This window comes from Arthrobacter sp. TJ-263, from assembly GCF_058269155.1.
The window spans coordinates 296,602-322,573 of record NZ_JBZCNE010000003.1 but is presented as its reverse complement, the minus strand read 5'-3'; the positions used below and the strand labels follow the sequence as shown (position 1 = coordinate 322,573).

Annotated in this window: 25 protein-coding genes; 12 read left to right on the top strand and 13 right to left on the bottom strand. The window is 67.4% G+C overall.

Annotated features, from left to right (window positions below; all coding sequences use genetic code 11):
* Window positions 1–133: 133 nt before the first annotated feature.
* Window positions 134–628 (top strand): SRPBCC family protein, encoded by a 495-nt coding sequence (locus AC4D2F_RS15635; protein WP_490911402.1) that lies wholly within the window; start codon window positions 134–136, stop codon window positions 626–628.
* 84 nt (window positions 629–712) lie between these two features.
* On the opposite strand, the gene AC4D2F_RS15630 is transcribed toward AC4D2F_RS15635, so the two are convergent.
* From AC4D2F_RS15630 to AC4D2F_RS15620, 3 genes are all read right to left on the bottom strand, one after another.
* Complete coding sequence (locus tag AC4D2F_RS15630) at window positions 713–1,729, bottom strand: CNNM domain-containing protein (protein ID WP_490911400.1); 1,017 nt, start codon at window positions 1,727–1,729, stop codon at window positions 713–715.
* Complete coding sequence (locus AC4D2F_RS15625) at window positions 1,726–3,186, bottom strand: hemolysin family protein (protein ID WP_490911398.1); 1,461 nt, start codon at window positions 3,184–3,186, stop codon at window positions 1,726–1,728. Before AC4D2F_RS15625 ends, AC4D2F_RS15630 begins: the two co-directional genes overlap by 4 nt.
* A gap of 428 nt (window positions 3,187–3,614) precedes the next feature.
* Window positions 3,615–3,791 carry a CsbD family protein gene (locus AC4D2F_RS15620; RefSeq protein WP_104167326.1) on the bottom strand — a complete coding sequence of 59 codons (177 nt, stop codon included), beginning with the start codon at window positions 3,789–3,791 and terminating at the stop codon, window positions 3,615–3,617.
* Between the two features lie 256 nt (window positions 3,792–4,047).
* Here AC4D2F_RS15620 and AC4D2F_RS15615 point away from each other — a divergent pair, with 256 nt between their 5' ends.
* Complete coding sequence (locus AC4D2F_RS15615) at window positions 4,048–5,448, top strand: AI-2E family transporter (RefSeq protein WP_490911395.1); 1,401 nt, start codon at window positions 4,048–4,050, stop codon at window positions 5,446–5,448.
* A 345-nt stretch (window positions 5,449–5,793) separates the two neighbouring features.
* Here AC4D2F_RS15615 and AC4D2F_RS15610 read toward each other — a convergent pair whose 3' ends face one another.
* The 4 genes from AC4D2F_RS15610 to AC4D2F_RS15595 form a co-directional block, all read right to left on the bottom strand.
* Window positions 5,794–6,129, bottom strand: coding sequence for a GYD domain-containing protein (locus tag AC4D2F_RS15610; RefSeq protein WP_490911394.1), 336 nt, complete (start codon window positions 6,127–6,129; stop codon window positions 5,794–5,796).
* A 96-nt stretch (window positions 6,130–6,225) separates the two neighbouring features.
* Complete coding sequence (locus AC4D2F_RS15605) at window positions 6,226–6,993, bottom strand: SCO1664 family protein (RefSeq protein ID WP_490911392.1); 768 nt, start codon at window positions 6,991–6,993, stop codon at window positions 6,226–6,228.
* Window positions 6,993–7,538, bottom strand: coding sequence for a DUF3090 domain-containing protein (locus tag AC4D2F_RS15600; protein WP_104167319.1), 546 nt, complete (start codon window positions 7,536–7,538; stop codon window positions 6,993–6,995). The genes AC4D2F_RS15605 and AC4D2F_RS15600 overlap by 1 nt, the downstream gene beginning before the upstream one ends.
* Window positions 7,539–7,547: 9 nt before the next feature.
* Window positions 7,548–8,255, bottom strand: coding sequence for a histidine phosphatase family protein (locus tag AC4D2F_RS15595; protein ID WP_490911389.1), 708 nt, complete (start codon window positions 8,253–8,255; stop codon window positions 7,548–7,550).
* A gap of 225 nt (window positions 8,256–8,480) precedes the next feature.
* Here AC4D2F_RS15595 and AC4D2F_RS15590 point away from each other — a divergent pair, with 225 nt between their 5' ends.
* A complete protein-coding gene (locus AC4D2F_RS15590; protein WP_490911387.1) occupies window positions 8,481–9,563 on the top strand; it encodes a TerC family protein in 1,083 nt (360 codons plus the stop codon).
* A 77-nt stretch (window positions 9,564–9,640) separates the two neighbouring features.
* On the opposite strand, the gene AC4D2F_RS15585 is transcribed toward AC4D2F_RS15590, so the two are convergent.
* From AC4D2F_RS15585 to AC4D2F_RS15565, 5 genes are all read right to left on the bottom strand, one after another.
* On the bottom strand, window positions 9,641–10,102 hold the full coding sequence (locus AC4D2F_RS15585) for a ribose-5-phosphate isomerase (RefSeq protein ID WP_104167313.1): 462 nt from the start codon (window positions 10,100–10,102) through the stop codon (window positions 9,641–9,643).
* A 52-nt stretch (window positions 10,103–10,154) separates the two neighbouring features.
* Entirely contained in the window at window positions 10,155–10,904 is a 750-nt protein-coding gene (locus AC4D2F_RS15580) for a triose-phosphate isomerase (RefSeq protein ID WP_490911385.1), read from the bottom strand.
* Complete coding sequence (locus AC4D2F_RS15575; RefSeq protein WP_490911383.1) at window positions 10,901–12,643, bottom strand: dihydroxyacetone kinase family protein; 1,743 nt, start codon at window positions 12,641–12,643, stop codon at window positions 10,901–10,903. The genes AC4D2F_RS15580 and AC4D2F_RS15575 overlap by 4 nt, the downstream gene beginning before the upstream one ends.
* Window positions 12,644–12,737: 94 nt before the next feature.
* A complete protein-coding gene (locus tag AC4D2F_RS15570; RefSeq protein WP_104168174.1) occupies window positions 12,738–13,703 on the bottom strand; it encodes a 3-hydroxyacyl-CoA dehydrogenase family protein in 966 nt (321 codons plus the stop codon).
* Between the two features lie 160 nt (window positions 13,704–13,863).
* Window positions 13,864–14,577: a GntR family transcriptional regulator gene (locus tag AC4D2F_RS15565; RefSeq protein ID WP_258069832.1), complete on the bottom strand. Its 714-nt coding sequence runs from the start codon at window positions 14,575–14,577 to the stop codon at window positions 13,864–13,866.
* A 231-nt stretch (window positions 14,578–14,808) separates the two neighbouring features.
* Between AC4D2F_RS15565 and AC4D2F_RS15560 the strand changes: the two genes are divergently transcribed.
* Entirely contained in the window at window positions 14,809–16,233 is a 1,425-nt protein-coding gene (locus AC4D2F_RS15560) for a GntP family permease (protein WP_104167307.1), read from the top strand.
* Between the two features lie 85 nt (window positions 16,234–16,318).
* Window positions 16,319–17,260, top strand: a complete 942-nt coding sequence (locus AC4D2F_RS15555; protein WP_104167305.1) for a sugar phosphate isomerase/epimerase family protein — start codon at window positions 16,319–16,321, stop codon at window positions 17,258–17,260.
* Window positions 17,261–17,286: 26 nt separating this feature from the next.
* Here AC4D2F_RS15555 and AC4D2F_RS15550 read toward each other — a convergent pair whose 3' ends face one another.
* The gene (locus AC4D2F_RS15550) at window positions 17,287–18,318 is read right to left on the bottom strand and encodes a LacI family DNA-binding transcriptional regulator (protein ID WP_490911380.1); all 1,032 of its coding nucleotides are present in this window, start codon (window positions 18,316–18,318) and stop codon (window positions 17,287–17,289) included.
* Between the two features lie 278 nt (window positions 18,319–18,596).
* Here AC4D2F_RS15550 and AC4D2F_RS15545 point away from each other — a divergent pair, with 278 nt between their 5' ends.
* The 7 genes from AC4D2F_RS15545 to AC4D2F_RS15515 are packed head-to-tail and all read left to right on the top strand — an operon-like array spanning window position 18,597 to window position 25,799.
* The gene (locus AC4D2F_RS15545; RefSeq protein ID WP_490911378.1) at window positions 18,597–19,916 is read left to right on the top strand and encodes an extracellular solute-binding protein; all 1,320 of its coding nucleotides are present in this window, start codon (window positions 18,597–18,599) and stop codon (window positions 19,914–19,916) included.
* A 26-nt stretch (window positions 19,917–19,942) separates the two neighbouring features.
* Window positions 19,943–20,830, top strand: coding sequence for a carbohydrate ABC transporter permease (locus AC4D2F_RS15540; RefSeq protein ID WP_104168172.1), 888 nt, complete (start codon window positions 19,943–19,945; stop codon window positions 20,828–20,830).
* A 3-nt stretch (window positions 20,831–20,833) separates the two neighbouring features.
* Window positions 20,834–21,724: a carbohydrate ABC transporter permease gene (locus AC4D2F_RS15535; protein ID WP_490911376.1), complete on the top strand. Its 891-nt coding sequence runs from the start codon at window positions 20,834–20,836 to the stop codon at window positions 21,722–21,724.
* 17 nt (window positions 21,725–21,741) lie between these two features.
* On the top strand, window positions 21,742–22,923 hold the full coding sequence (locus AC4D2F_RS15530; RefSeq protein ID WP_490911374.1) for a Gfo/Idh/MocA family protein: 1,182 nt from the start codon (window positions 21,742–21,744) through the stop codon (window positions 22,921–22,923).
* Window positions 22,916–23,989, top strand: coding sequence for a sugar phosphate isomerase/epimerase family protein (locus tag AC4D2F_RS15525; protein WP_490911372.1), 1,074 nt, complete (start codon window positions 22,916–22,918; stop codon window positions 23,987–23,989). Before AC4D2F_RS15530 ends, AC4D2F_RS15525 begins: the two co-directional genes overlap by 8 nt.
* Window positions 23,986–24,681, top strand: coding sequence for a ThuA domain-containing protein (locus tag AC4D2F_RS15520; protein WP_104167293.1), 696 nt, complete (start codon window positions 23,986–23,988; stop codon window positions 24,679–24,681). The genes AC4D2F_RS15525 and AC4D2F_RS15520 overlap by 4 nt, the downstream gene beginning before the upstream one ends.
* Window positions 24,666–25,799 (top strand): Gfo/Idh/MocA family protein, encoded by a 1,134-nt coding sequence (locus tag AC4D2F_RS15515; protein WP_490911369.1) that lies wholly within the window; start codon window positions 24,666–24,668, stop codon window positions 25,797–25,799. Before AC4D2F_RS15520 ends, AC4D2F_RS15515 begins: the two co-directional genes overlap by 16 nt.
* The last annotated feature ends 173 nt before the right edge of the window (window positions 25,800–25,972 follow it).

The window sequence follows — 25,972 nt, the reverse complement described above, 5'->3', positions numbered from 1 at the left end:
TCGCCAACCGTTCGCCAGGGGAGTTGCTACTGATCGTCCGTGGACGCCGGGGATTGACTCGGCAGGGCATCGGGGTGATCCTGTACACCCACACCGCTTCGGTGGGAGAAGTGTCCTGTTGGGAGGCATTCTGATGCAGACTCTGGACCGGGATGAATTGAGTATCCACATCGATGCTCCGCCCGAGGACGTCTACGAGATCGTGGCCGACGTGACCAGGACGCCTGAATACAGCCCCGAGGTGGCATCCTGCGTGTGGCTCGGTGGTGCTGCCGGGCCCGCGCTGGGTGCCCGCTTCAAAGCACAGAACAGGATCGGGAAGTCCCGATGGAGCAACAAGCCGATCGTCACGGCGGTGCTGCAGGGTCGGGAGTTCGCCTTCGCCCGCACCGAACCCCTCTGTGGCACCGTGCACTGGCGTTACAGGTTCGAACCCGAGCACGGGGGAACCCGCGTCACCGAATCGTACGAAGTAGTGCGGCCCATCACCCGAGCCGGATGGATCATCGTAAGCGGCTTCGGGCGTGATAGGAACCGCCGCAAGACCCTGCACGACGGCATCGAGGAGAGTCTTCACCGGCTCCGCACCATCGCAGAACAGGCACAGACCGGAGCACCCACCCTCTGACGGCCGCTCTCGTGTGATCCTGCAGCCTGATCGACTGCGACGCCGTGGCTTCGTGGATCGTCACTGCTCTCATCGGCGTCCTCCTCAGGCGTGGTGAGCTGATGGGGGCAGCACATGTGCCAGGACGTCGGACAGGGTGATCACGCCGACGAGGCGCTCGTCCTCCATGACCACGGCCAGCTGCTCTCTCGCGCCCCGCAGCTGGGTGAGCGCCTCGTACACCGGGGTGCCGGCGTCGAGCTGGAAAGCGGGTCGGCTGAGGTCGCTGACGGGCCGATCAGCAGGTTCGAGGAGGGTATCGCGTACGTGGACCACCCCCGGGCCCGCTGTCGTCGTCTCGTCGACCAGGATACGCAGATGCTCGGTGCGCGCGGCCGCGGCCTGGACGTCGGCGATCGTCGCAGTGGATGGCACGGAAGTCGGTAGGCCGGGGGAGACCAGTTCCCGGACGGTCAGCTTCTCGAGGTGCAGGACCCCGGAGAGCTGGGTCTGGAAAGAGGCATCGAGCGCGCCGACGGACGCGGAGTGTTCCACGAGGTGGCGGATGGTGTCGGCATCCTGACCGCCGACGGCGGCTCGTTCCACGGGGGTGACACCGCTGGCGGCGACCAATCGGTTCGCCACGGCGTTGACCCACTTCAGCAGGGGGCGCAGAGGCCATATGTAGATCCTCGACGGGATGCCGACGAGTTTCGCCGACCGTTCGGGATGAGCGATGGCCCAGGACTTCGGGGCCATCTCACCGACGACGAGGTGCAGGAAGGTCACGAACAGCAGCGACAAGCCGAATGCTGCTCCACCTGCAATACCTTCGGGCACGCCCCAGGAGGTGAGGACAGGGCCGAGCCACGCATCGACCGCGGGCTTGGTGATTGCACCGAGGGCGAACGTGCACGCTGTGATGCCCAGCTGCGCTCCTGCGAGCATGAGGGTCAGCTCGTTGATGCCACGCAGCGCCGCGCGGGCGGAGCGGTTGGTCGCAGCCTCCGGTTCGAGACGGTGGCTGCGGGCACCGAGCAACGCGAACTCGATCACCACGAAGAACGCGCTGAGGACGATCAACAGGGTCGTGACGAGGGTGACGATCAGCGGATCCGTCATCGGTCCTCCTCCTGCTGCGGTGCGACCTGCTTGTGGTCGGCTGCTTCGGCTCCGCCGTCAGTACCTACTGCGGCGTCTCCGGGGCGCCCGGTGTCGACTTCGTCGCGGGTGAGCTGCCGCAACCGAACGTCGAGCACGCTGGGCACATGGCGTTCGATCTCGAGCACCTGGACCTCGAGGATCCGGCGGACGGGCTCGTCCAGGACGTAATCCCGCGCGTCGTCGGGAAGTTCCACCGAGACGCTCTCGCCTATCGCGGGCAGTTCGCCTCGCGTGGCGATGAGGAGCCCGGCGAGCGTTTCGTAGTCACCGTCGGGAAGGCTGTGCCCCACGGCCCGTTCCACCTCGTCGGCGTGGATGCTGCCGCTCATGCGCCAGGACGCTCCGTCCCCTGTTTCGATGAAGGGTGGGGTGTCGTCGTCGTGCTCGTCGATGAGTTCGCCGAGGAGTTCTTCTGCGAGGTCTTCGACGGTGATGACACCGGTGAAGCCGCCGTATTCATCGATGACGCAGGCGAGCTGGTTCCGGGACTGCATCAGACGGTCCAGCGCGTCGGGCAGGGACATCAGGGCGGGGAGGACCACGGCCGGGCGCATGATGGTGGTGACCGCAGCGTTCCCGTCGACGTCCGGACCCAGGAGATCTGACAGGTGGGCCACGCCAAGGGGTTCCTCGGTATCGGAGACCACCGGATACCGGGTGTGCGCTTCGGCCATCCGGGTGCGCACCTCATCGATGGAAGAAGCCGGCGTAACGGTGCCGACCTGCGACCGGGGAATCATCGCGTGCTCGATGTCGCGGTCCGGGAAGTCGAGGATGCGGTCGATGAGCATCGACAGGTCCTCGGGCAAGTCGCCGCTCTCCCGGGAGTCAGCGACGATCCGGTCGAGATCCTTCGCGGTCGCCGTGGTATCGACGTCGTGGACGGGCTCGACCTTCAGCAGGCGCAGCAGCGCGTTCGCGGCGTGGTCGAAGACGGTGATCAGCCACCCGAAGACCGTGAGGTAGATGGTGGTGGAGCGTGCGAGCCCACGGGCCAGTGGTTCGGGGTTCGCGATCGCGAGGTTCTTCGGATACAGCTCGCCGAAGATCATCTGCACCACGGTGGCGAGGACCAGTGCCAGGATGGTGCCGATCGAGATGCTCAGGGCAGCAGGAATGCCGGCGCCTCCGAGCAGTACTCCCAAGGATTCCCCGACCAGCGGCTCGGCGACGTAACCGATCATCAGGCCGGTGACGGTGATGCCCAGTTGTGCTCCGGAGAGCATGAACGAGGTACGGCGTGTCACTTTCAAGGCGCGTTTCGCGGCGACGTCACCGGCTTGAGCGCGTGCGGCAAGTCGCGTGCGGTCCACGGACATGTAGGCGAACTCCTGTGCCACGAAGTATCCGTTGGCGGCGATGATCGCCAGGATCACGACGATGCCGAGGAGAAGTGTGAGGACGGCTGCAATCACCGGCGTGGTCCTCGGCGCGAAGCCTGTGTCGCTCCACCAGGCACGCCTTCGGCGTCAGATCCCAAACAGGAAGTACACCCATGATCGGGGTCGTCGATGGACCCGTGCCGCGCGCTCAGTAGAACCAGCATCCCTCAATAGGCAACAAATGACTGACCACAACGATACTGAAGCAAGATGAGAGCGGCTCTCATCTTCATAGGCAATGGGCCTCTTGCGGCAGCGTCCGCCGCGTGTCTCCCCCCTCCTGCCCACACTGCGGTCTCCCGAGAAAGATGTGGCCCGCATCCGGCTGTCATGGCAGTGGTATGCCGGGGGCAGAGGCGAAAAGCACAGAGAAAGGGAGTGCACCCTGTTGAGGTGCACTCCCCTTCGCCTCTTCTATCTCGCTGCCTGGAGTCCCGGCGCGGTGCAGGACGGCAGGAGCGTCAGTTCTTCTTGAAGGCGTCCTTGACCTTCTCGCCGGCCTGCTTCAGATCACCCTTGGCCTGATCGCCCTTGCCTTCGGCTTTGAGGCTGTCGTCGCCCGTGGCGTCACCGGCAGCTTCCTTGCCCTTACCGCCGAGCTTGTCCGCGGTGTTGCCGATCTTGTCGTCCAGTCCCATGATGTTCTCCCTACGGTTGACGTCATTGGTGGTACCACCGGCTTCTTGCACCGGCCGTTCCAGTCTATGCACAGTCGCCCCGGGTCGTGGGGACGCTGCACACGCCCCCTACCGCCGACCCGACCGCATTTACCTGCCATTGCAGGGTTTCGGCTCTCTTGTTGCCGTCAGAATCCGACAGCGTGGTCACGACGCGCGGCGGGCAGAATCGTGTTCGACACCGGCACCCGGCAGAGCTACCGAAAGGCCACACCCCATGAGCTCCTCCACCTCACCACGAGCGCTTCCACGCCAGACCGATCACCAGGACCCCTGGGCCGGGCCGCTCGGCCGTGCGGCGCACAGAGCAACTCAGGTCCTGCTCCTGCTGGCACTGTTCACCGTGGTCGTCTATGCCCTGATCCAGGTACGCCTGGTGATCATCCCGCTCCTGCTGGCCCTGATCCTCGCCTCGGCGATCGGACCCTTCGTGTCCTGGCTGCGACGCCGAGGATGGTCGAGTTCCCTCGCGACCGCAGCGTCCTTCGCCATCCTTCTCGCGCTCATCGGCGGCCTGCTCGCGGGAGTCGTGTTCGCGATCATGGGCCAGACCGACACCCTCACCAGCAGCGCCGTTCAGGGCGTCGATCAACTGATCGATTTCGTGGAGAACGGGCCCATACCCGTCGATGACGGGCAACTCCAGGCGGCCCGCGACGCTGCCGCGGACTTCGCCACCAGTAGCGCCGCCGGCACCACGGCCCTGGCGGGACTGAGCGCTGCGACGAACTTCCTCACCGGATTGGTGCTGATGATCGTCATCCTCTTCTTCTTCCTCAAGGACGGTGAGAAGATCTGGGCCTTCACCCTGAGGGCCTTCAAAGGCACCCGCCTGGTCAGAGCCCGGAACGTCGGAGACCAGAGCGTCGCCGTACTCGGTGGATACGTCCGCGGGACCGCGATCGTCGCGGCCGTCGACGCGTTCTTCATCGGACTGGCCCTGGTCATCCTCGGGGTGCCCCTCGCCCTGCCGCTGGCCGCGATCGTCTTCATCGGAGCGTTCATCCCACTGGTCGGCGCGACCCTGGCGGGCGCCGTGGCGACCCTCGTCGCCCTGGTCACCAACGGGCCCGTCACCGCACTGATCGTGCTCGGCGTCGTCATCCTCGTCAACCAGCTCGAAGGCAACTTCCTGCAACCGGTCGTCATGGGCCATACCCTCAGCGTCCACCCACTCGTGATCCTGGTCGCCCTCACCGCGGGGACCGTCCTGGCAGGGATCATCGGCGCGATCCTCTCCGTCCCCCTCACCGCCGTCGCCTGGGCCGGCATCAAAGCATGGAACGCCGACCGCGACGAAGACATCACCGACAAGGCCATCACCCAGGCCGAGACACACACCCTCATGGACGAACAGGGCCACGGACCCCGCAACACCCCTACCAGCAAGCCGGCCGAAGAGAATCCCCGCCAGGATTCCCGACGGCGTTCAGGGCAGGACTCCGGCAAGGACGAGCAGCAGGACGACGGGAAGGGCCAGGCGGAGCATGCCCGGGTCAGCGCGCACACCTCCGACCTCGGGGACAGGATCCCCGTCGATTCTCGCCAGGAGACATTGGATGCCGCAGACGCAGACACCGACCGTGACTCGGATCCAGGCGCCGAGCCGGGACGGTGACCTCGCACACGGCCCGTCGGACGCCTTGGCGGCAGTCCGGGAACAGCCCCACAGAAGCCTTGAAGAAGTGGAACGACCGGGTGTGCGGCGGCGTCGTGGTGAAGGGCTTCCAGTGTTACGAGCTGGTGGAAGGGCTCTGATCCAGTGCGTCCCGCAGCAGGGGCAGGAGTTCGTCCCCGCCGGCGCCGCGCAGCACCGGGACACCGTTGATCAGGTTCGCGTCCGGTTCGGCCCCGGCTGACGCGCCGTCACGCCGAGATGGGCCGATCAGTGGAAAGGATCAGCAGCGACCCGGGAGGCGATGCAGGGGTGTTGCAGAAGGAGCCTGGTCGTCGTGGAAGGTCGTCAAGCATGGTGGGTGCCGGGAGGCTGGTACCCGATCTGCTCCGCATTGCGCAGGGCTTCCATCGTTTCGTCGACGGTCAGGAGCACTGTCGTTTCGAGCGAGTTCATGGCGCCGCCTCCGCTGATCGCTAACGCAACCGCGGCCATGGAGACGTTGTCGGGTGCCTCCCACAAGGTGTAGCCGTCGTGGGCGCCGAACGCGTACCAGAACCCATGAAGTTTCCCTCCGACGGATTCGATGTACGCTCGGGCGGCTTTCCCGCGGTCCTCGGGAGTGTGGATCAGCCTTGCCCAGGTCTCTGATGTATAGCTGAACTTCGACAGATAGAGCGGCATCGTCTTTTCCCTTCGTTCACTGTCAGAAGTGCGGGTTCACCAAGAATGGCAGCTTGCACAGGGGGCAGCAACGAGTGCGCTGCAGCGGATGCCCCTTCAGAACAGCGGCCAGGGCACCGCCGACATCTCACCGCTCGGAGCCGGAAACCGCCCCGCCGAGCGCAACGCAGCGCAGCGTGCAGCGAGCGCAGCGATCTCCTCGGCGGTGAGCAGATCCGTCAGCTCCCGCCCCAGCTCACCGTCCAGTCCGTCGCTGACACGATCGATACCGTCGAGTTCCTCGGCGGTCAGCTCGTCGCCCAGCCACCCCCACAGCACCGTGCGCAGCTTGTGGTCACTGTGGAACGTGAGCCCGTGGTCCACACCGAACCGGTGTCCGTCCACCATCTCGAGGATGTGGTCGCCCTTGCGGTCGGCATTGTTGACGACCGCGTCGAACACCGCCATACGGCGCAGCACAGGCGTGTCCTCATGAATCAGGGCGACCATCCGCCCCTTCTCGTCCTGACCCTCGAGGACCTGCTTCCACCCGGTCTCCGGCACGCGGGCCGCCGCAACGAGGTCGACGGCGCTCCGGTCGGGGTCCGTCTCCTGCCAGAGCTGCACCATGCCCTCGCCGAACGGGCCGTCGCGCAGCCAGGTGCGGGGCACGATGTTCCAGCCGAGGAGCTCCGAGACCAGGTACGCGGCCACCTCTCTGTGGGCCAGGAAGCCGTCGGGGAAATCCCACAGCGGCTTCTCGCCCCGGATCGGTTTGTACACGACCACGGTGTCGCCGATGCTGCCCAGGAACGTGGCGTTCGACGCCGTCGTGATGCGCCCGGTGAGCGTCAGCTCGGCGGTCACGAGGTCGGGCGCCGGCATCAGACCTCGGGCACGGCGCAGATGTGCCCGTCGGCGTCGATGGGCTGGCCGCAGATCACGCAGATCGGACGCCCTGCGCCCACGACCTCCCGCGTGCGCTTGGTGAAGGCGCGGGCGGTCCCGACCGGCATGCGCACCAGCAGCATCTCGGCCGCCTCGACCTCGTCGTCGAGCAACGCGGCGTCGTCGTCGGTATCGGGCAGCGGGTAGGCCTCGATGACCACCTGCGCCGTCGCGGGATCCCACCCCAGGCTCATCGCGCCGGTGCGGAACTGCTCCTCGACGGTCTCGAGCTGGTCGTTGTCGACGAGTTCGATGGGCGTACTCGTGGGAACGCTGAAGGGGTTGCCGTCGAGGGTGCTGAGCTCGTCGAGGATCTCGTCGATCTTCTCGGCGAGCAGGGCCGACTGCTGCTTCTCCAGCGCGATACTCACGAGCTGGGACCCCGAGCGCACCTGCAGGTAGAACGTACGCGCCCCCGGGAGGCCGATGGTGCCGACGACAACCCGGTCAGGCCAGGCGAACTCGTGAACAGTTGTAGGCATAGAAGTATTTTAGGCCGACGAGGTGCGTGTCGCCGTCGGCCCTGCACCACCGCCCACCGCCGCATCGTCGGACAGGGCGCTCTTCGCCAACCACGACAGATCCCCGGCGTCGGTGTTGGTCGCGTAGACGCTCGGCCGGCTGGTGCCGTACTGCACGATCGACACCGAGGCGGGGCCGACGTTGATGCGCTGGAACAGGTCGAGGTGCATGCCGAGCGCGTCCGCGAGGATGGACTTGATGATGTCTCCGTGGCTCACCGCCACCCATACGGCGCCGGGCCCGAATTCGGCTTCGAAGGCCGCATCATGGCGTCGGATCGCCGCCACCGACCGCGCCTGCATCGCGGCCATGGATTCGCCACCGGGAAAGGTGACGGCGGACGGCTGCGACTGCACCACCGGCCACAGGGGTTCCGTCGCGAGGTCACTGAGCAGGCGGCCCTGCCACTGGCCGTAATCGCACTCGGTGAGATCGGGATCGATCGGCGCATGCGGGGTGCCGGTCTGGCGATCGAGGATGAACCGGGCGGTCTGCCGACACCGCTCGAGGGGGCTCGAGACCACGCCGACGACGGGCACGGCGGCGAGCCGGTCACCGGTCAGGGCCGCCTGGTCCCGCCCGATCTCGTCCAGGCCGACGCCGACGGTCCGACCGGCCAGCAGCCCGGTGGCATTCGCTGTGGTGCGGCCGTGCCGCACGAGGATCACTGTCGCCATCCACCCAGCCTAGCCACCCGGTCGACGGCGTCGCCCGCTCGCGCCACAGGAATCGGGACGGGCAGGCGTGCGTTAGGCTTTTCCTATCAAGGGGAGTACTCCCGTCTGTGATCGGCCCGTCAATACGGATGCACTGAAGCATCCCGGGCCCATCGGTTCCGGTTCCGGCCGGGCGGAGGAGACCTTGGCGCCTATGTCCGACGCCTACCCTTTGGAGTACCCCTGATGCAGGTCACCCCCACCATCTGGTTGATCACGATCGCCGTGACGATCCTCTTCTTCGTCTACGAATTCTTCGCGCACGTGCGCACACCCCACGAGCCGACCATCGGCGAATCGGCGCGCTGGTCGGCGTTCTACATCGGCCTGGCCCTGCTGTTCGGTGTCGGGATCGGCGTGGTGTCGGGCTGGACGTTCGGCGGCGAGTACTTCGCCGGCTATCTCACGGAGAAGGCCCTGTCGATCGACAACCTCTTCGTCTTCCTCATCGTGATGACGGGCTTCGCGGTCCCGAAGAAGTACCAGCAGAAGGTGCTGATGATCGGCATCATCATCGCCCTGATCCTCCGCGGGGGGTTCATCGCCATCGGCGCCGGACTGATCGAGAACTTCTCCTGGATCTTCTACATCTTCGGCGCCCTGCTGCTCTTCCTGGCCTACAAGCAGGCATTCGGCAGCCACGACACCAACCCGGCGGACGGCAAGTTCATGCAGCTCGTCCGCCGCGTCCTGCCCGTCACCGACGAGTACCACGGGGACAAACTGACCGTGAAGAAGGACGGCACGCGCTTCGTCACCCCGATGCTGCTCACCATCATCGCGATCGGCTTCGTGGACCTCATCTTCGCCGTCGACTCCATCCCGGCGATCTACGGCCTGACCAACGAGGCGTACATCGTCTTCACCGCCAACGCCTTCGCCCTGATGGGCCTGCGCCAGCTGTTCTTCCTCATCGGGGGACTGCTCGAGCGCCTGGTCTACCTCGCCCAGGGACTCGCCGTCATCCTCGCCTTCATCGGCGTGAAGCTCGTGTTCCACGCCCTGCACGTCAACGAGCTGTCCTTCATCAACGGCGGGCAGCCGCTCCTCTGGGTCCCCGAGATCCCCATCTGGTTCTCGCTGCTGTTCATCGGTGCCACCATCACCGTCGCGACGGTCGCGAGCCTGCTCAAGACCCGGGGCGACGACGCCAGGAACGACCGCGACCGGGTGCGGGACGAGCCGGTGGTCACCGCCGCTTCGGACGACAACGACGCGGATCCCCAGTCCGACGACGACGCCAGCACCGCCGCGGGCGCGAGGAAGTAACCACCGCACGGACGACGGCCACCGGCTCCGCGAAGGCGGGAACCGGTGGCCGTCGGTGTGTCAGGCAGGAGCGACGATCAGCGCTGTTCGTAGCCGCTGATGGCATCCACCTTCGCGGCGGACGCGCTCGAGGGATCGAACACGTAGCCGAGCCACTCCTTGGCCAGGCGCCGTGCCAGCTCCACGCCGATCACCCGCTGGCCCATGCAGAGCACCTGGGCGTTGTTGCTCAGGACCGAGCGTTCCACCGAATAGGAGTCATGGGCGGTGACGGCCCGGATGCCGGAGACCTTGTTGGCCGAGATCGCCACACCCAGACCGGTACCGCAGATCAGCAGGGCGCGGTCCGCCTCGCCGCTTTCCACCTTGCGGGCTGCATCCACCGCGACATGGGGGTAGTCGACGTTCTCGGAGCGGGAGATTCCGACATCCACCACGCTCTCGACGCGGTCATCGGCCTCGAGGTCCTTGCGCAGGACCTCCTTGTAGTCCAGTCCGGCCTCGTCGCTTCCGATGACGATGCGTAGTTTCTGACTCATAGTTGGTTCCTCTTCCTGTAGATCATGGAACTGGTGGTCGCGGACGTGGCCGTCACCGTCCCGCAGCGATGTCGATCAGGCGCAGGTAGCCCTTCAGGTCCCATGCCGTGCGGCCGACGAACAGCCCGTCCACGTGCTGGATGCCCAGGAGGGCCGCAGCATTGTCGAGCCCGACCGAACCGCCGTAGAGCAGGCCGGCGATGCGGCCTCCGTACTCCTGCCCGAGTGCGGCGAACGGTTTCTCGAGTTCGTCGACCGTGGCGGGACGTCCATGGTCGCCGATCGCCCAGATCGGCTCATAAGCAATCATGACGCGTGCCAGCTGCTCTTCGCCGAGCCCGTCGAGCGCCCGGGCAGCTTGCTCGAGGATGAAGTCTGTGGATCCACCGGCGTCCTTCACGCCCGTGGGCTCGCCGATGCAGAGCAGCGGGATCAGATCGTGCCGGAGGGTCGCAGCTACCTTCCGGCGGGCGGTCTCGTCGGTTTCACCGAAGTGCTCACGCCGCTCCGAGTGACCGATCTCGACCATCCGTGCCCCGGCATCGGCGACCTGCGGCACGGAGAGCTCACCGGTCCAGGCCCCGGAGTCCTCCCAGTGCGCGTTCTGCGCACCGAGCAGGACGCGGCCGTCCTCTGCGAGGATCTCCGCCACGGCGGCGATCGCCGTCGCGGGAGGGATCACGAAGGGCTGCACCATGCCTGCTTCCCGCGTCGCCAGACCCGCGAGCAGGCCTCTCGCATAGTCCCGGGACTCGGCGAGGGACTTGTTCATCTTCCAGCTCGTGCCGACCCATACCGTCACGGTCGGTTCTCCACGGTGGCCGATCCGAAGAGCTCCGCGAGGGCGTCCATGAGGATGGAGAAGGAGATGGCGCCGGGATCCGGGGTGCCCACGCTCTTCTCCCCGAGGACGCGTGACCGTCCGCGGCGGGCGGCGATACCCGAGGTGGCGTCGGCTGCCTCACGGGCGACGGCGGCTGCCTTCCTGGTCGAGGCCGCCAGATCGGCCGACGCCTCGAACTCGGCGGCCAGCGATTCCCGGAACGGGACGATGGCGTCGACCATCGTCTTGTCTCCGGGCTCCGCCCCGCCGAGGCGGCTGATGGCGTCGCTCCCGGTCATCAGGGCCCGGACGACGTGGGCGGACGTGGCGCCCTCCGCGTCGTCGAACACGCTTCCCGCTGCGATCAGCGCCGCGCCCCACAGGGCCCCCGATGTGCCACCGGCTTCCTCGGCCCAGGCGTCGCCGGCGTGGAGCAGGACGGTCCGGGCGCCGGCGCCCTTCTCGACGGCGGCCCGTCCGGCCTCTGCCGCGCCCCGCGAGCCGTAGGCCATGCCCTGGCCGTGGTCGCCGTCGCCGGCGACGGCGTCGAGCCGGCCGAAGTACTCCTGGTGCTCGGACGCGGTGGCGCGCAGCACCTCCAGGGCCTTCACGATCGACGCCGCGACCTCACGTGACTCGGGGGAGGCCTCGGGGATTGCTTCCTCGCCGGGGGTGTGGACCCGGGTCCGTCCCGCCCTGGCGGACGAATCCGGCGCGCCCCTGCGGAAGGCGGGGGTGTCGGCCGGGGCCAGCCAGTACTCCTCGAGTTCGTCGTCGAGGAAGACGACCGTCAGGGACAGCCCGGCCATGTCGAGGCTGGTGACGTGCTCGCCCACTTCCGGGGCCACGACGGTGAGCCCCTTCTCGGCGAACCGCTCGGCCAGGCGCCCGTAGACGGTGAAGAGTTCCTCGTACTTCACGCTTCCGAGGCCATTGAGGACGACGGCGACGCGCCCCTGGTAGCCGCCGGCGGAGCGCTCCGGCTCCTCCTCCAGGACACCGTCGAGAAGGAGGTCGGCGACTTCCGCGGCAGTGCCCAGCGGGACCTCCCGGATGCCGGGTTCTCCGTGGATGCCGAGACCGATCGCCATCTCGCCCTCGGGCACGTGGAACAGTGCGCCGTCGGCCCCGGGGAGGGTGCAGCCCTCGAACGCCACGCCGAAGGACCGCGTTGCGTCGTTGGCCTTCCAGGCGACCCGCTCGGCCTCGTCGATGTCGGCCCCGGACTCGATGGCCGCGCCGGCGATCTTGAAGACCACGAGGTCGCCCGCGATGCCGCGGCGGTCCCGGTGCTCCGCGGCCGGCCCGGACGCGATGTCGTCGGACACCCGGATGATCCGCACGTCCACGCCCTCGGCGCGCAGCTTCTCCGCGGCCTGCCCGAAGTGCAGGACGTCACCGGCGTAGTTGCCGAAGCCGAGGATGACGCCGCCTCCGTTCTCGGCCGACCGCGACACCGAGTACACCTGGGACGCGGACGGCGAGGAGAAGATGTTGCCGCACGGCGCGCCGTGGCCCATGCCCGGTCCGATCCAGCCTGCGAAGGCGGGGTAGTGCCCCGACCCCCCACCGATGACCAGTGCCGGCTGGCCCTGGGGAGTCTCGGTCGAGCGGACCACCCCGCCGTGCGCCAGCATCACGTGCTGAGGATGTGCCGCCGCGTAACCGCGCAGGGCGTCGGCAGCGAAGTGTTCGGGATCGTTCACAAGGTACGTCATTGTTCAACCTCGGTTGTCTCGAAAGGCCGTCGGCGGCGCCACGCATTGCGTCGCGCCGCCGATGGCCCGGGGTGGGCAGGGTTCCGCTGCGCTGCTACTTCGCGGACTCTTCGGCAGGGCTCGGGCCGAGCTCGTTCAGCAGTCCGGCCATGGCCACGTAGGCCTTGTTGCGGTACGCGACCAGGTCGTCCGTCCGTTCGGCCGGGATGTCCAGGAACCCGGCGCCGGACTTCGTCCCGAGCTTTCCCGCGTCCACGAGGTCCTGGAGGATCGCGGGTGTGGCGAAGCGCTCGGGGAAGGAGGTCTGCAGGGAGGCGTAGCAGAAGGAGTAGACGTCGAGGCCGGCCATGTCGGCGATGGCGAAGGGGCCGAAGAACGGCAACCGGAACCCGAACGTGGTCCGGACGAGGGTGTCCACGTCCTCCGCCGATGCGATGCCCTGCTCCACCACCTGGGCAGCCTCATGGAACAGCGCGTACTGGAGGCGGTTGAGGACGAAACCGGTCACGTCCTTCACGACGGCCGCCTTCTTGCCGGTCAGTGCGACGATCTCCCGGGCGACCTCGACCGTCTCCGGCGTCGTCCCCGCGTGGGGGATGACCTCGACGCCCGGGATGAAGGGTGCCGGGTTCGAGAAATGGACGCCGAGGAACCGGCCGGGGTTCTCGACCGCCTCGGCGAGCTTGGCGATCAGGATGGTGGACGTGTTCGAGCCGATCACCGCGTCCGCGGGTGCGGCGTCGCTGATCCGGCGGAGGGTGCCGTGTTTGATGTCGAGGATCTCCGGGACGGCCTCCTCGATGTAGGAGGCATCCGCGACGGCTTCCTCGATGCTCGGGGCGGCCCACAGCTGGTCCCGCAGGCGCTGGACGGCGTCGGCGGGGAAGAGGCCGTCCGTGACGAACCGTTCGGCTTCACCGATCAGGCGTTCGAGGTTCTTCTCGGCGATCTCCTGGGATACGTCGGCGAGCGCCACCTTCGCCCCGCCGAGAGCCAGGACCTGCGCGATGCCTCCGCCCATATAACCCGAACCGACAACTGCCACTGAACGTTGAGCCATGAGCCGCATCTCCTCTGATGTGCACGGTACTGCGCGTTGACGCGCCACCACACCGGCCGTGTCCCGGCGAGGAATCAGGGCCGATGGGGGCGCGGATCGTGTTCCTATAGGATCCACGCGGTCCCGGATGGTGTCAACCGTCACGCCCGGGGGTGCAGCCCTACGCGGACCTGTCCGGCGTGGTCTCGTCCGAGGCCTCGTACTCGTGGATCGCGCGCTCGCTCACGCCGTAGATGTGGCTGGCCATGGCGACGCGCGCGGCCCCCGCATCGCCCCGCCGCATCGCGGTGAGGATCCTCGTATGCTCGTCGATGGCGCTTTCGGCATCACGCACGCCGACACCGCTGAACAACCGGAACCGGTGCACGTGTCCGCCGAGGGAGTCGTAGGCGCTCAGCAGGAATTTGTTGGCGGTCTGCTCCACGATCAGTCGGTGGAAGCGCTCATCCGCCTCCCAGTAGGACCGGTAGTCGGAGAAGTGCGGGCCGTTCGGAGCCACCCGCAGATCATCGATCGATTGCCGGAGGGCCTCCAGGAAGGCTGTATCCGCGCGGTGGCACGCCACTTCGGCGTTGTGCGGCTCCAGCAGCAGGCGCGCGTCCATCAGGTCGGACAGTTCCACGTGGCTGAGCATGGGGGCCACCCGGTATCCCCGCAGGGCGGCGCGGGTCACCAGCCCCGTCGACTCGAGGCGGGCCAGCGCCTCCCGCACCGGGGTCGGCGACACCCCGAGCTCGCGCGCCGTGCCGTCGATGCTGAGCGGGTCCCCGGAGGAGAGCTTGCCGTCCATCAGGCGGGAGAGGACCTGCTTGTACACCTGGTCGGCGAGGACGCTGCGCTCCACCCAGGATCCACCCGCACGGCCCTCACTCACGGCTCTGTCCTGCTTCCTGCTGTCATGTCCTGAATTCTCCCACGAGCCCCGCGGCGGGGAGCCGCTCACCTCGACGGCAGCTGACACTGCGGTGAGCGGATTCGGGACGAACCATCAGGTGCGCCTGATCTGAAAATATCCTATAGGGTGGTGCCCAATCAGAGTCGGGGTGTGCTCCAGCACACATGTGGTCCGGACGGCTCAACCGATGCGATCAAAGGTGCTCCCGTCATGCCAATCCTCCTTCCAGCCGCCGTCGACGACGCCCTGGTCCTGGCCGAGAGGCCCTCCTGGACGCTCATGGTCATCGCCGTCGCGGCCATCGTGGCCCTCCTGCTGCTCATCATCAAGGTGCGCCTCCATGCCTTCTTCGCACTGATCATCATCAGTGTGCTCACCGCGCTGGCGGCCGGTATCGGTGTCGCCGATGTCATGACCGTGGTGATCGCCGGGTTCAGCACCACCGTCGGCACTGTCGCCCTGCTCGTGGGCTTCGGCGCGGTCCTCGGCCGGCTGGTCGAGATCTCGGGTGGTGCGCAGGTGCTCGCCGACGCGATGCTCCGCCGGTTCGGCGAGAAGAGGGCACCCCTGGCCCTCGCGGTCGCTTCGCTCTTCTACGCCTTCCCGATCTTCCTCGATGCCGGCTTCATCGTGATGCTGCCCATCATTTACACGGTCGCCCGCCGGCTCGGCGGCTCGTTCATGCTGTACGTCCTGCCCTCCATCGGCGCCTTCCTGATGATGCACGCCTTGACTCCGCCGCATCCCGGCCCCACCGCCGCCGCCACCGTCATGGGAGCGGACGTGGGCATGGTGGTGCTGATCGCCCTCCTGGTGGGCCTGCCCACCTGGTATCTCGCCGGGTACAGGCTGAGCCTCATCATCGCCAGGCGTTACCCGAACATGCCCGTCCCCAACCTGCTGGGGGAGGCGGACCTCGACGACGACATCCCCCGCCCGGGCTTCTGGACCATCATCTTCGTGCTCCTGCTGCCCCTGGTGCTGATCTTCTTCAACACCCTGTTCTCGACCCTCGAGGCGAGTGGCGCGGTCGGCGAGGACAACACGCTCTTCCAGCTCTCGAGGCTGATCGGCAACACGCCCGTGGCCCTGCTCATCGCCGCCCTGTCCGCGATGTACCTGCTCTACATGCGGCCGCGCCGCGGCCGTGGACGCGTGGGCGGCGCCCTCGAGGACCTCGTCGACAACGCCCTGGCCCCCGTATGCTCGATCATCCTCATCACCGGCGCCGGTGGCGCCTTCGGCCGTGTGCTCACGGAGACCGGTATCGGCACCACCATCGCCGACGGCCTCGATGCCATGGGCCTCCCGGTGATCCTCGCGGGATTCCTCGTCGCGGTGGCCTTCCGCGTGGCACAGGGATCGGCCACCGTGGCCGCCACGACAGCCGGTTCCATCATGGCTCCCGCAGTCGCGGAACTGGGGTTGTCCGGCGTCGCGCTGGCCGCGATCGTGGTGGCGATCTGCGCCGGGTCGATCACGTTCTCCCACGTCAACGACTCCGGCTTCTGGCTGATCGGCAAGTTCTGCGGCTTCGACACGGTCACCACCCTGAAGACCTGGACCGTCGTCGGCACCGCGATCGGCTTCATGGCCTTCGCCCTCGCCTGCGTCGTCTACGTCATCGCCGCCTGAGGCAGGGTGCCCGTCGTCGGACGTCCAGCCCCGTCCCATGCGTCCACCCGTCCGTCCGCCCATCCCCGAAACCAAGGAGAACACCATGACCCCCACACCCGAGACCTGGCCGATCGGCGCTGCCCTGCTCAACTTCACCGGAACCACCGCGGACGGCCGTGACCGCACCGCGGCGGGGCCGGAGGCGTGGCGGCAGACGCTCCGTGAGGTCCGCGCCGCCGGCTTCGACCACGTGGACCTCACCGACTCCTGGGTCCGCCCGGGCGACCTCGATACCGAGGGCAGGAGGCAGCTGCTGAAGACGGCCCGCGCCTACGATCTGGCCTTCAGCGACATCGCGGTGACGCGCAAGAGCGTGATCACGCCCGACGAGGACCAGGCGCAACAGAACATCGCCTACGTGAAGCGGACCATCGACGCTGCCGCGGACCTGGAGGTACCCATGGTGTGCCTGGGCCTGCACGACCCGTTCACGGAGGCCCAGAAGGCAGCGACCTGGTTCTGGCTGGCGCCCGGGGTCGAGGACGAGGACACGCAGGACAACCGGGACAAGGCGGCGGCGCGGTTCCGGGAACTCGGCGAGTACGGCGCCGCGCGGGGTGTCAGCATCTCCCTCGAGATGTACGAGGGGACCTTCCTCGGCACGGCCGACAGTTCGGTCCAGCTGGTCACCGCCGTGGACCTGCCCACCGTGGGGCTCTGCCCCGACATCGGGAACATCGTGCGCCTGCACCGCGAGGTGGAGGACTGGCGGGAGATGCTGACCAAGATGTTGCCGTACACCAACTACTGGCAGCTCAAGAACTACTTCCGGGACTACGACCCCGCCACGGGCGCCTATGCCTCCGCGCCGGCGCCGCTGGCCCTCGGGTTCATCAACTATCGCGAAGCCATCGGGATGGCTCTCGAGGCCGGCTTCGACGGACCCATGTGCGTGGAGCACTACGGTGGCGACGGCCTCAGCGTCACGGCCATGAACCGGGACTACATCCGGGACATCCTGAAGGCGAAGCTGCCCGAGGGCTGATGCGGCGGCCGGGGACAGGACCCGGGTCAGGAGGGTGGCGGAGCCGTCGAGGACCGGACGATGAGCTGGGTCGCCAGCTCGACCCGCGTCAGATCGGGTTTCTCGCCCTCCATCTCCCGGATCAGGGCGCGGACGGCGGTCCTTCCCATCTCCCGCAGGGGCTGGGCGACGGTGGTGAGTTGGGGAGAGGTCTGTTCGCTGAGATAGGTCCCGTCGAAGCCGATGACGCTCAACTCTCCCGGTACGGAGACACCTCGGGCGTGGGCTTCGGTGAGCACGCCCAGGGCGATGCTGTCCGACGCGGCGAAGATGGCCTGCGGCGGCTCGTCGAGGGCGAGGAGGCGGGCAGCACTGCGGCGTCCTGTCGCCGGGTCGAAGGTCCCCGCCAGCACGTAGTCCTCGGAGAGGGGGATCCCGCGCTCGAGCAGGGCAGCGGCATAGCCGTGCTCGCGGTCCTGGCTGCACTCCGCGCTCGTCGGTCCGCCGATGAACGCGATGCGGGTATGGCCGAGACCGAGGAGATGCTCGGTGGCCGCCTTGCCTCCTGCCCAGTTCGTCGCTCCGACGCTGGCCACGCCCGTGCCCGGTGGGTTGATGGGGTCGATGACCACGACGGCGATCCCCCGCTTCTTCACCTCCCTGATCTCCTTCGGAGACCATCGGGATGTCACGAGGACCAGGCCGCGGCGGCCCTGGGACTGCATGTTCTCGGCCAGGTCGCGGGGTTCGCGATGCGGTCGGCCCGTCGTCGACAGCACGATCTCGAGGCCGTGGCTCTCGGCGCATTCCAGGATCCCGTCCATCACCTCCGCGTAGTACGCCGTCGTCACGCTGTCCACCGCGACGTCGATGAGCGTCGACGTCGGCGGAGCCAGCGCATGGCGCTGCCCGGGTGGTCGGTACTCGGCGGTGCGGAGGGCCTCCAGGACCCGCTTCCTCGTGGCCGGGGCGACGTCCTCCCGGGCGTTGATGACCTTGGACACGGTAGGGATCGACACTCCCGCGAGTGCAGCGACCGACCCCAGCGTGGCTCTCGTCCTGACTTCGAGTTCCGACAATGTTTCGACTTTCTCCTCGTATGCGACGTCACGGGCAAGGCTTCCACACTGCTGCGCCCCTGTGAAGCGCTGGTGGGACCCGCCGAAAAACGCCGACTGGAAGGCCATTGACCTCACCGATGTGATGTGAGTTACTTTACCTTGTAAGTTTGTTGTTATCGAAAACATTTCGAATTCCGTTCCGCAGCGTGGCGGTCAGCGACCGCGTCCCCGTGGAACTGACCTGCTTATTCCCGCCAGACGTCACCCGTGACGCCGAGTCGACTACGGAAGAACTGATGAACATGCGAACTACCAAGACCCTGACCGCCACGGCCTCGGCCCTCGCGCTCGCCCTCGGCCTCACCGCCTGCGGATCCAGCGGCCCGGCGGATCCTGCCGCTGATTCCAGTTCTCCCACCATGTGGGCCCTCACGGGTAGCAGTGAGGACATCTTCCGCTCGTCGGTCGAGCGCTGGAACGAGGAGAACCCGGAAAAGTCGATCAACCAGGAATTTTTCGCCAACGACGCCTACAAGACCAAGGTGCGCACGGCGGTGGGAGCGGGTGAGGGGCCCAGTTTCATCTACGGCTGGGGCGGAGGCGTCCTCAAGTCCTACGTGGACGCCGGGCACGTCGACGAACTCGACGAGTTCCTCGCCGAGAACCCCGACGTCAAGGATCGCTACATCCCCTCCGTCCTCGAGAACGGGGTGATCGACGGCAAGACGTACGCCCTGCCCAACAACAACATGCAACCCGTCGTCCTCTACTACAACAAGCAGGTGTTCGAGCAGATCGGCGCCGAGCCCCCCGAGACGTGGGACGAGCTGATGGCGCTGGTCCCCAAGTTCAACGACGCGGGAATCGCCCCCTTCGCCCTGGCCGGCCAGTCCAAGTGGCCGAACCTGATGTGGCTGTCCTATCTGGTGGACCGGATCGGTGGGCCCGAGGTCTTCCAGTCGATCCTGGACGGTGAAGAGGGCGCCTGGTCCGACCCCGCGGTCATCGAAGCGCTGACCAAGATCCAGGAACTGGTCGACGCGGACGGTTTCGTCAACGGCTTCTCCTCCATCGCGGCTGACGCCGGAGCGGACAGCGCCCTCCTCTACACGGACCGCGCCGCCATGATGGTGCACGGCGGCTGGGTCTACCAGAACCTGAAGAACGATGCTCCGGAGTTCGTCGAATCGGGTGAGGTCGGTTTCGTCCCCTTCCCCGCGGTCGAGGGCGGAGCGGGCGATCCGGCCAACGTGGTGGGGAATCCTGCCAACATGTGGTCCCTCTCGTCCACGGCGTCCGACGAGCAGAAGGACGACGCGCTGGCCTACCTCAAGGACGAGCTGTTCAGCGAGGAGTACACCCAGGCGATGATCGATTCCGGCGCCGTTCCCGCCGTCAACGGCATCGAGGACCAGCTGGCACAGTCCGAGGACAAGGACTTCGTCGAGTTCGTCTACGGTCTCGCGCAGGACGCGCCGAGCTTCCAGCTCTCGTGGGACCAGGCGCTCAGCCCTGCCCAGGGAGACGCCATGCTCGCGAATCTGGACCAGATCTTCATCGGTCAGATCACGCCGGAGCAGTTCGCCGAGAACATGAACGCAACGCTCGGTAAATGAGCACCATCCTGAAGCCCAAGCCCGGGATGGCGGTCCGGGGTCCCCGGACCGAGGGTCCCTCGGCGTGGATGGTGGTCCCGGCGCTGGTCTTCTTCCTGACCTTCGCCGTCGTCCCCCTGCTCGGGGTGGTGTTCCTCAGCTTCACCAGCTGGAACGGACTCGGTGCGATCTCGTGGGCGGGACTGGACAGCTGGCAGACGGCCCTCACGGATTCGGTGACCCTCAACGCTCTCGTCGTCACGGCGAAGATCATGGTCTACTCCCTCGTGGTGCAGGTTCCCATCAGTCTCCTCTTGGGCGTGTTCACCGCCGGCAACCAGCGGTACAGGGCGCTGCTGGCCGTCCTGTACTTCGTCCCGCTCCTGCTGTCATCGGCAGCGGTGGCCATCGCCTTCAAGGCACTGCTGGATCCGAACTTCGGGATGGGGCCGGGACTGGGGATACCTGCGCTGGCGCAGAACTGGCTCGGCAACGAAGATCTGGTGCTCTTCGTGGTCATCTTCGTCATCGCGTGGCAGTTCGTGCCCTTCCACACCCTGATCTACCAGGGTGGGGTGCGGCAGATCCCGGCCTCCTTCTACGAGGCCGCCCAGATCGACGGGGCGGGCCGCGTGCAGCAGTTCATCCACATCACGCTGCCGCAGCTGAAGTACACCATCATCACCTCGTCCACCCTGATGGTGCTGGGATCGCTGGCGTACTTCGATCTCATCTTCATCCTGACGGCCGGCGGCCCGGGGTACGCAACACGTCTCCTCCCGCTGCACATGTACCTCACCGGGTTCAGGGCGAACGACATGGGCGCGGCCAGCGCCCTGGGTGTGATCCTCGTCGTCGTCGGCCTGGTCCTCGCGCTCGTCCTGCAGCGGATCGGCGGCAAAAACCGCAGCGCAAGCCAATTGGAAGGAGCGTAGGCCATGGCAATAGTCACCGATGCGGCACCTGGTGCCCCGGCGCAATCGGATGAGCGCGGTCAGCGGAAGCGGCTGGGCCGGCGTACGCCCAATTTCCTCGGAGGCCTCGGGGGGTGGGTATGGCTCGCGCTGATCATCCTGCCCATCTACTACGTGGTCATCACGAGCCTCAAGAACCAGGCAGGCTTCTTCGGGTCGAATCCCCTGGCGCCGCCCACCGAGCCGACACTGGCCAACTACCGGACGGTTCTGGAGGCCGACTTCGTCCAATACTTCGCCAACAGCGTGATCGTGACGCTGGGAAGCGTCATCCCGGCCACCGCGGTCTCGTTCATGGCCGCCTACGCGATGGTGAGGGGACACGGGCGCATCATCGCGTCCGCGAACACGCTCTTCCTGATGGGGCTGGCCATCCCGCTGCAGGCGACGATCATCCCGATCTACTTCATGATCACGAGGGCGAACCTCTACGACACCCTGCTTGCCCTGATCCTGCCGTCGATCGCCTTCGCCATCCCGATCTCCGTGCTGATCCTCTCGAACTTCCTCCGGGACGTACCCCGCGAGCTCTTCGAGTCCATGCGGCTCGACGGGTGCTCGGAGTTCACCATGATGTGGCGCCTCGCCCTACCGCTGGTCCGCCCCGCGGTGGTCACGATCGCCATCTACAACGCCCTGCACGTGTGGAACGGCTTCCTCTTCCCGCTGATCCTCACGCAGAGCCCCGACAAGCGGGTCCTGCCGCTCTCCCTCTGGGCCTTCCAGGACGAGTTCACGGTGAACATCCCTGCGGTGCTCGCGGCCGTCGTGCTCTCCACCCTTCCTCTGGTGGTCCTCTACGCGCTGGCCCGCCGCCAGCTCGTCAGCGGACTGACCGCCGGTTTCAACAAGTAGAAAGGAACCGCAGCCCTATGGCACCCACACTGAGACCTGACCTGAGGGTCGGTATGGTCGGCTACGCCTTCATGGGAGCGATGCATTCCCACGCCTGGCGAACGGCGCCGCGCTTCTTCGACCTCCCCCTCCACCCCGAACTCGCGGTCCTCGCCGGGCGTGACGCGACGGCCGTCAAAGCCGCCGCCGACACGATGGGGTGGCAGGACACGGAAACGGACTGGCGGTCGCTCGTGGAGCGCGACGACGTCGACCTGATCGACATCTGCACGCCGGGCGACACGCACGCCGAGATCGCGATCGCAGCGCTCGAGGCGGGAAAGCACGTGCTCTGCGAGAAGCCCCTCGCCAACTCCGTGCAGGAAGCCGAGCGGATGGCGGTCGCGGCACGGGACGCCGCGGAGAAGGGCGTCTTCGCGATGTGCGGATTCTCCTACCGTCGGACGCCCGCGCTGACCCTTGCCCGCCGGCTCGTCGAGCAGGGGAGGCTGGGAACGGTCCGGCACGTCCGGGCGCAATACCTCCAGGACTGGCTGTCGGACGCGAAGGCGCCGATGACGTGGCGCCTGGACAGGACCAAGTCGGGGTCGGGGGCCCTCGGCGACATCGGAGCGCACAGCATCGATGCTGCCCAGTACGTGACCGGGCTGGAGATCTCGGGCGTCTCGGCGCTCCTGAACACCTTCGTGCACGAGCGCCCCCTCAGCGGGACGCGCGTGGGCCTCGGTGGATCGGGTGTGGACGACGGCGGGACCGGCCAGGTCACCGTGGACGACGCGGCGATCTTCAGTGCGCGCTTCGACGGGGGAGCGATCGGCGTCTTCGAGGCCACCCGCTTCGCGCTCGGCCGGAAGAACTCGATGCGACTGGAGGTGAACGGAACCCTCGGCTCGCTGGCCTTCGACTTCGAGAACATGAACTCCCTCGAGTTCTACGACGGAACGGTGCCGGCGGAGACCGCAGGCTTCAGCACCATCAACGTCACGGAGCCCGACCACCCGTACACCGGCAACTGGTGGCCCGCCGGGCACGGTCTCGGGTACGAGCACGGGTTCACGCATCAGGTGGTGGACCTGGTGCAGGCCATCGCGGACGGTCGGACGCCGTCGCCGTCGTTCGACGAGGCGCTGCGGGTGCAGAGGGTCCTGCACGCCGTCGAGCAGTCCGCCTCGAGCGATTCGGGGTGGCAGCATGTCTGACGCCGTCCCGGCCGCGGGGATGCCGCCGCGCCCCGTGACGCTGTTCACGGGGCAGTGGGCGGACCTGCCGTTCGAGGAGGTGGCGCGTCTCGCCGGCGAGTGGGGGTTCGACGGCCTGGAGATCGCCTGCTGGGGAGATCACCTCGACCCCGTGCGGGCAGCGCACGACGACGCCTACGTCCAGTCCAAGCTCCGCGTCCTGGAGAAGAACAACCTCACCGTCCATGCGATCGCGAACCACCTCACCGGGCAGGCCGTCTGCGACGACCCGATCGATGAACGCCACCGCGCCATCCTCGCCCCCGACGTCTGGGGAGACGGGGACGCCGAGGGCGTCCGGCAGCGAGCCGCGGGTGTCCTGCAGGACACGGCACGAGCAGCAGCACGCCTCGGAGCATCCCTGGTGACCGGTTTCACCGGCTCGTCGATCTGGAAGTACGTGGCGATGTTCCCGCCCGCATCCGAACAGATGATCACCCGGGGCTACGAGGACTTCGCCGCCCGATGGAACCCCATCATGGACGTGTTCGACGCCGAAGGGGTCCGTTTCGCCCTCGAGGTCCACCCGTCCGAGATCGCCTACGACTACTGGACCGCCCGGCGGACCCTGGACATCATGAGCGACAGGCCCGGATTCGGGCTCAACTTCGACCCCTCGCACTTCATCTGGCAGGACCTCGACCCGGTGATGTTCCTCCAGGACTTCGCGCCGCACATCTTCCACGTCCACGTGAAGGAATCGGTCCGGCAGTTGAACGGCCGCAACGGCCGGCTCGGCTCGCATCTGGCGTGGGGCGACCCGCGCAGGGGGTGGGACTTCGTCACGGCAGGCCACGGCGACGTCCCGTGGAATCCGATCTTCCGCATGCTCAACTCGATCGGGTACCAGGGGCCGACCAGCATCGAATGGGAGGACGCCGGCATGGACCGGCTCGTCGGCGCCCCGCAGGCACTCGCCCTCGTGCGGGACCTGGCGACGATAGCCCCGTCGGCCGCGTCCTTCGACGCAGCATTCTCAGCTCCGGCGCAGGGCCGTGAGCGACCGATCACGAAAGAGGCACCATGACCAGCAAGGAAGCTCTCGTCGTCCGCGGGGGATGGGACGGGCATCAGCCCGTCGAAGCCACGGATCGATTCATCCCGTTCCTCCGGGAGCATGGTTTCGCCGTGCGGATCGAGGAGTCCCCGAAGATCTACGCCGACGCGGACTACATGTCGACAGTGGACCTGATCCTGCAGTGCAACACGATGAACACCATCGAGAAGGACGAGTTCGCCGGTCTCCGGACGGCGGTCGAAGCGGGAACGGGACTGGCGGGCTGGCACGGCGGGATCGCCGACTCGTACCGCAACGAGTCCGACTACCTCCACCTGATCGGCGGGCAGTTCGCGTGCCACCCCGGCAAGCACCCGGAGGAGAGGATCGGCGAGCAGTCCGACAACTACGTGCCGTACCGGGTCACCATGCTCCCGGCCGCCGCGGACCACCCCATCACCCGCGGGATCGGGGACTTCGACCTCGTCACGGAGCAGTACTGGGTGCTGGCCGACGACTACATCGACGTGCTCGCGACGACGACCCAGGCCGTCCGCGAATGGGACCCCTGGCATCGCCCGGTGACGTCTCCCGCCATCTGGACCCGCCAGTGGGGCAAGGGCCGCATCTTCGTCTCGACCCCCGGCCACCGCGTCGAGATCCTCGACGACCCGAACGTCCGCACCATCATCGAAAGGGGTTTGCTGTGGGCGAGCCGCTGAACGTCGGAATCATCGGCTGCGGAGCGATCGTAGCCCAGTACCTGAAGACCCTGCCATCGCTTCCATCCGTGAACCTCCTGGCCGTCGCCGATCTGGACTTCGGCCGCGCCGAGGCCGTGGCGGCGTCCCAGGACGGGGTGCGGGCGCTGACCGTGGACGAACTGCTGGCCGACCCCCGGATCGACACCGTCCTGAACCTCACGATCCCCGCAGCGCACGCGGAGATCGCCACCCGTGCGATCGCCGCCGGGAAGCATGTGTACGGCGAGAAACCCCTGGCAGCGAACACGGACGAGGCCAGGAAGGTCCTCGCGCTCGCCGCGGAGGCAGGCGTCCGGGTGGGGTGCGCGCCGGACACGGTCCTCGGGACCGGCATCCAGACAGCCCGCCATGCCATCGACAGCGGCCTGATCGGCCGGCCCATCTCCGCGACCGCCACCATGGTCACCCCCGGCCATGAGCGGTGGCACCCCAATCCGGACTTCTACTACGTGCCCGGGGGAGGTCCCCTGCTGGACATGGGCCCGTACTACGTCACCGCGCTGGTCACCCTGCTGGGTCCGGTCACCTCCGTGATCGGCGCCGCCAGCCACACCCGCTCGGAGCGGACCATCGGAGGCGGCCCCCGGGCGGGCCAGACGGTGCCCGTGTCCATCGACACGCATGTGACCGGTGTGCTCGTGCATGAATCGGGGGCCCTCTCCACCCTCGTGATGAGTTTCGACGCCGTGCAGACGCGGTCCTCCAACATCGAGATCCACGGCGAACAGGCCAGCATGACGGTCCCCGACCCGAACTACTTCGACGGGGAAGTGTCAGTCTGCGATCTCGCGAACAGGGAGAACGACAGGGAGATCGGGTGGGACGTCCTTCCCGTCAGCGCAGGCTACCTCGACGCCGGCAGGGGCTACGGACTCGCCGACATGGCACTGACGCCGGCCGGCGAGCAGCACCGCGCCAACGGTGAGCTTGCCTACCACGTCCTCGATGTCATGGAGTCGCTCCTGAAATCGGCGGCGGACGGCGCCTCGGTTCCGGTCCGGAGTACCGCGGACCGGCCGGCCGAGGTCCCCCTGGCATCGCTGACGGAGCCGGCGGAGGTCTCCGTCACCGCCTGACCTCCAGGCGCCCGTCGTCACCCGCCGTGCCCGAGGGCATCATCCTGTCCTCGGGCACGGCGGCTGACGGACGCCGTTCCGGGCCGCCGGTCGGGAGTTGGTTCGTCACGGACCGTGTGACGATCCCGACCGGGACATCGACTGGTTGCATCGCCGGTAGAGCGCCGGCACTA

Excerpts from the sequence above, each read along its gene's own strand:
- AC4D2F_RS15600 (WP_104167319.1), bottom strand. The coding sequence starts at position 7,538 with ATGCCTACAACTGTTCACGAGTTCGCCTGGCCTGACCGGGTTGTCGTC.
- AC4D2F_RS15570 (WP_104168174.1), bottom strand. The coding sequence starts at position 13,703 with ATGGCTCAACGTTCAGTGGCAGTTGTCGGTTCGGGTTATATGGGCGGA.
- AC4D2F_RS15605 (WP_490911392.1), bottom strand. The coding sequence starts at position 6,993 with ATGCCGGCGCCCGACCTCGTGACCGCCGAGCTGACGCTCACCGGGCGC.
- AC4D2F_RS15630 (WP_490911400.1), bottom strand. The coding sequence starts at position 1,729 with ATGACGGATCCGCTGATCGTCACCCTCGTCACGACCCTGTTGATCGTC.
- AC4D2F_RS15585 (WP_104167313.1), bottom strand. The coding sequence starts at position 10,102 with ATGAGTCAGAAACTACGCATCGTCATCGGAAGCGACGAGGCCGGACTG.
- AC4D2F_RS15635 (WP_490911402.1), top strand. The coding sequence starts at position 134 with ATGCAGACTCTGGACCGGGATGAATTGAGTATCCACATCGATGCTCCG.
- AC4D2F_RS15535 (WP_490911376.1), top strand. The coding sequence starts at position 20,834 with ATGGCAATAGTCACCGATGCGGCACCTGGTGCCCCGGCGCAATCGGAT.
- AC4D2F_RS15590 (WP_490911387.1), top strand. The coding sequence starts at position 8,481 with ATGCAGGTCACCCCCACCATCTGGTTGATCACGATCGCCGTGACGATC.
- AC4D2F_RS15610 (WP_490911394.1), bottom strand. The coding sequence starts at position 6,129 with ATGCCGCTCTATCTGTCGAAGTTCAGCTATACATCAGAGACCTGGGCA.
- AC4D2F_RS15575 (WP_490911383.1), bottom strand. The coding sequence starts at position 12,643 with ATGACGTACCTTGTGAACGATCCCGAACACTTCGCTGCCGACGCCCTG.
- AC4D2F_RS15555 (WP_104167305.1), top strand. The coding sequence starts at position 16,319 with ATGACCCCCACACCCGAGACCTGGCCGATCGGCGCTGCCCTGCTCAAC.
- AC4D2F_RS15520 (WP_104167293.1), top strand. The coding sequence starts at position 23,986 with ATGACCAGCAAGGAAGCTCTCGTCGTCCGCGGGGGATGGGACGGGCAT.
- AC4D2F_RS15615 (WP_490911395.1), top strand. The coding sequence starts at position 4,048 with ATGAGCTCCTCCACCTCACCACGAGCGCTTCCACGCCAGACCGATCAC.
- AC4D2F_RS15560 (WP_104167307.1), top strand. The coding sequence starts at position 14,809 with ATGCCAATCCTCCTTCCAGCCGCCGTCGACGACGCCCTGGTCCTGGCC.
- AC4D2F_RS15595 (WP_490911389.1), bottom strand. The coding sequence starts at position 8,255 with ATGGCGACAGTGATCCTCGTGCGGCACGGCCGCACCACAGCGAATGCC.
- AC4D2F_RS15525 (WP_490911372.1), top strand. The coding sequence starts at position 22,916 with ATGTCTGACGCCGTCCCGGCCGCGGGGATGCCGCCGCGCCCCGTGACG.
- AC4D2F_RS15545 (WP_490911378.1), top strand. The coding sequence starts at position 18,597 with ATGAACATGCGAACTACCAAGACCCTGACCGCCACGGCCTCGGCCCTC.
- AC4D2F_RS15540 (WP_104168172.1), top strand. The coding sequence starts at position 19,943 with ATGGCGGTCCGGGGTCCCCGGACCGAGGGTCCCTCGGCGTGGATGGTG.
- AC4D2F_RS15530 (WP_490911374.1), top strand. The coding sequence starts at position 21,742 with ATGGCACCCACACTGAGACCTGACCTGAGGGTCGGTATGGTCGGCTAC.
- AC4D2F_RS15620 (WP_104167326.1), bottom strand. The coding sequence starts at position 3,791 with ATGGGACTGGACGACAAGATCGGCAACACCGCGGACAAGCTCGGCGGT.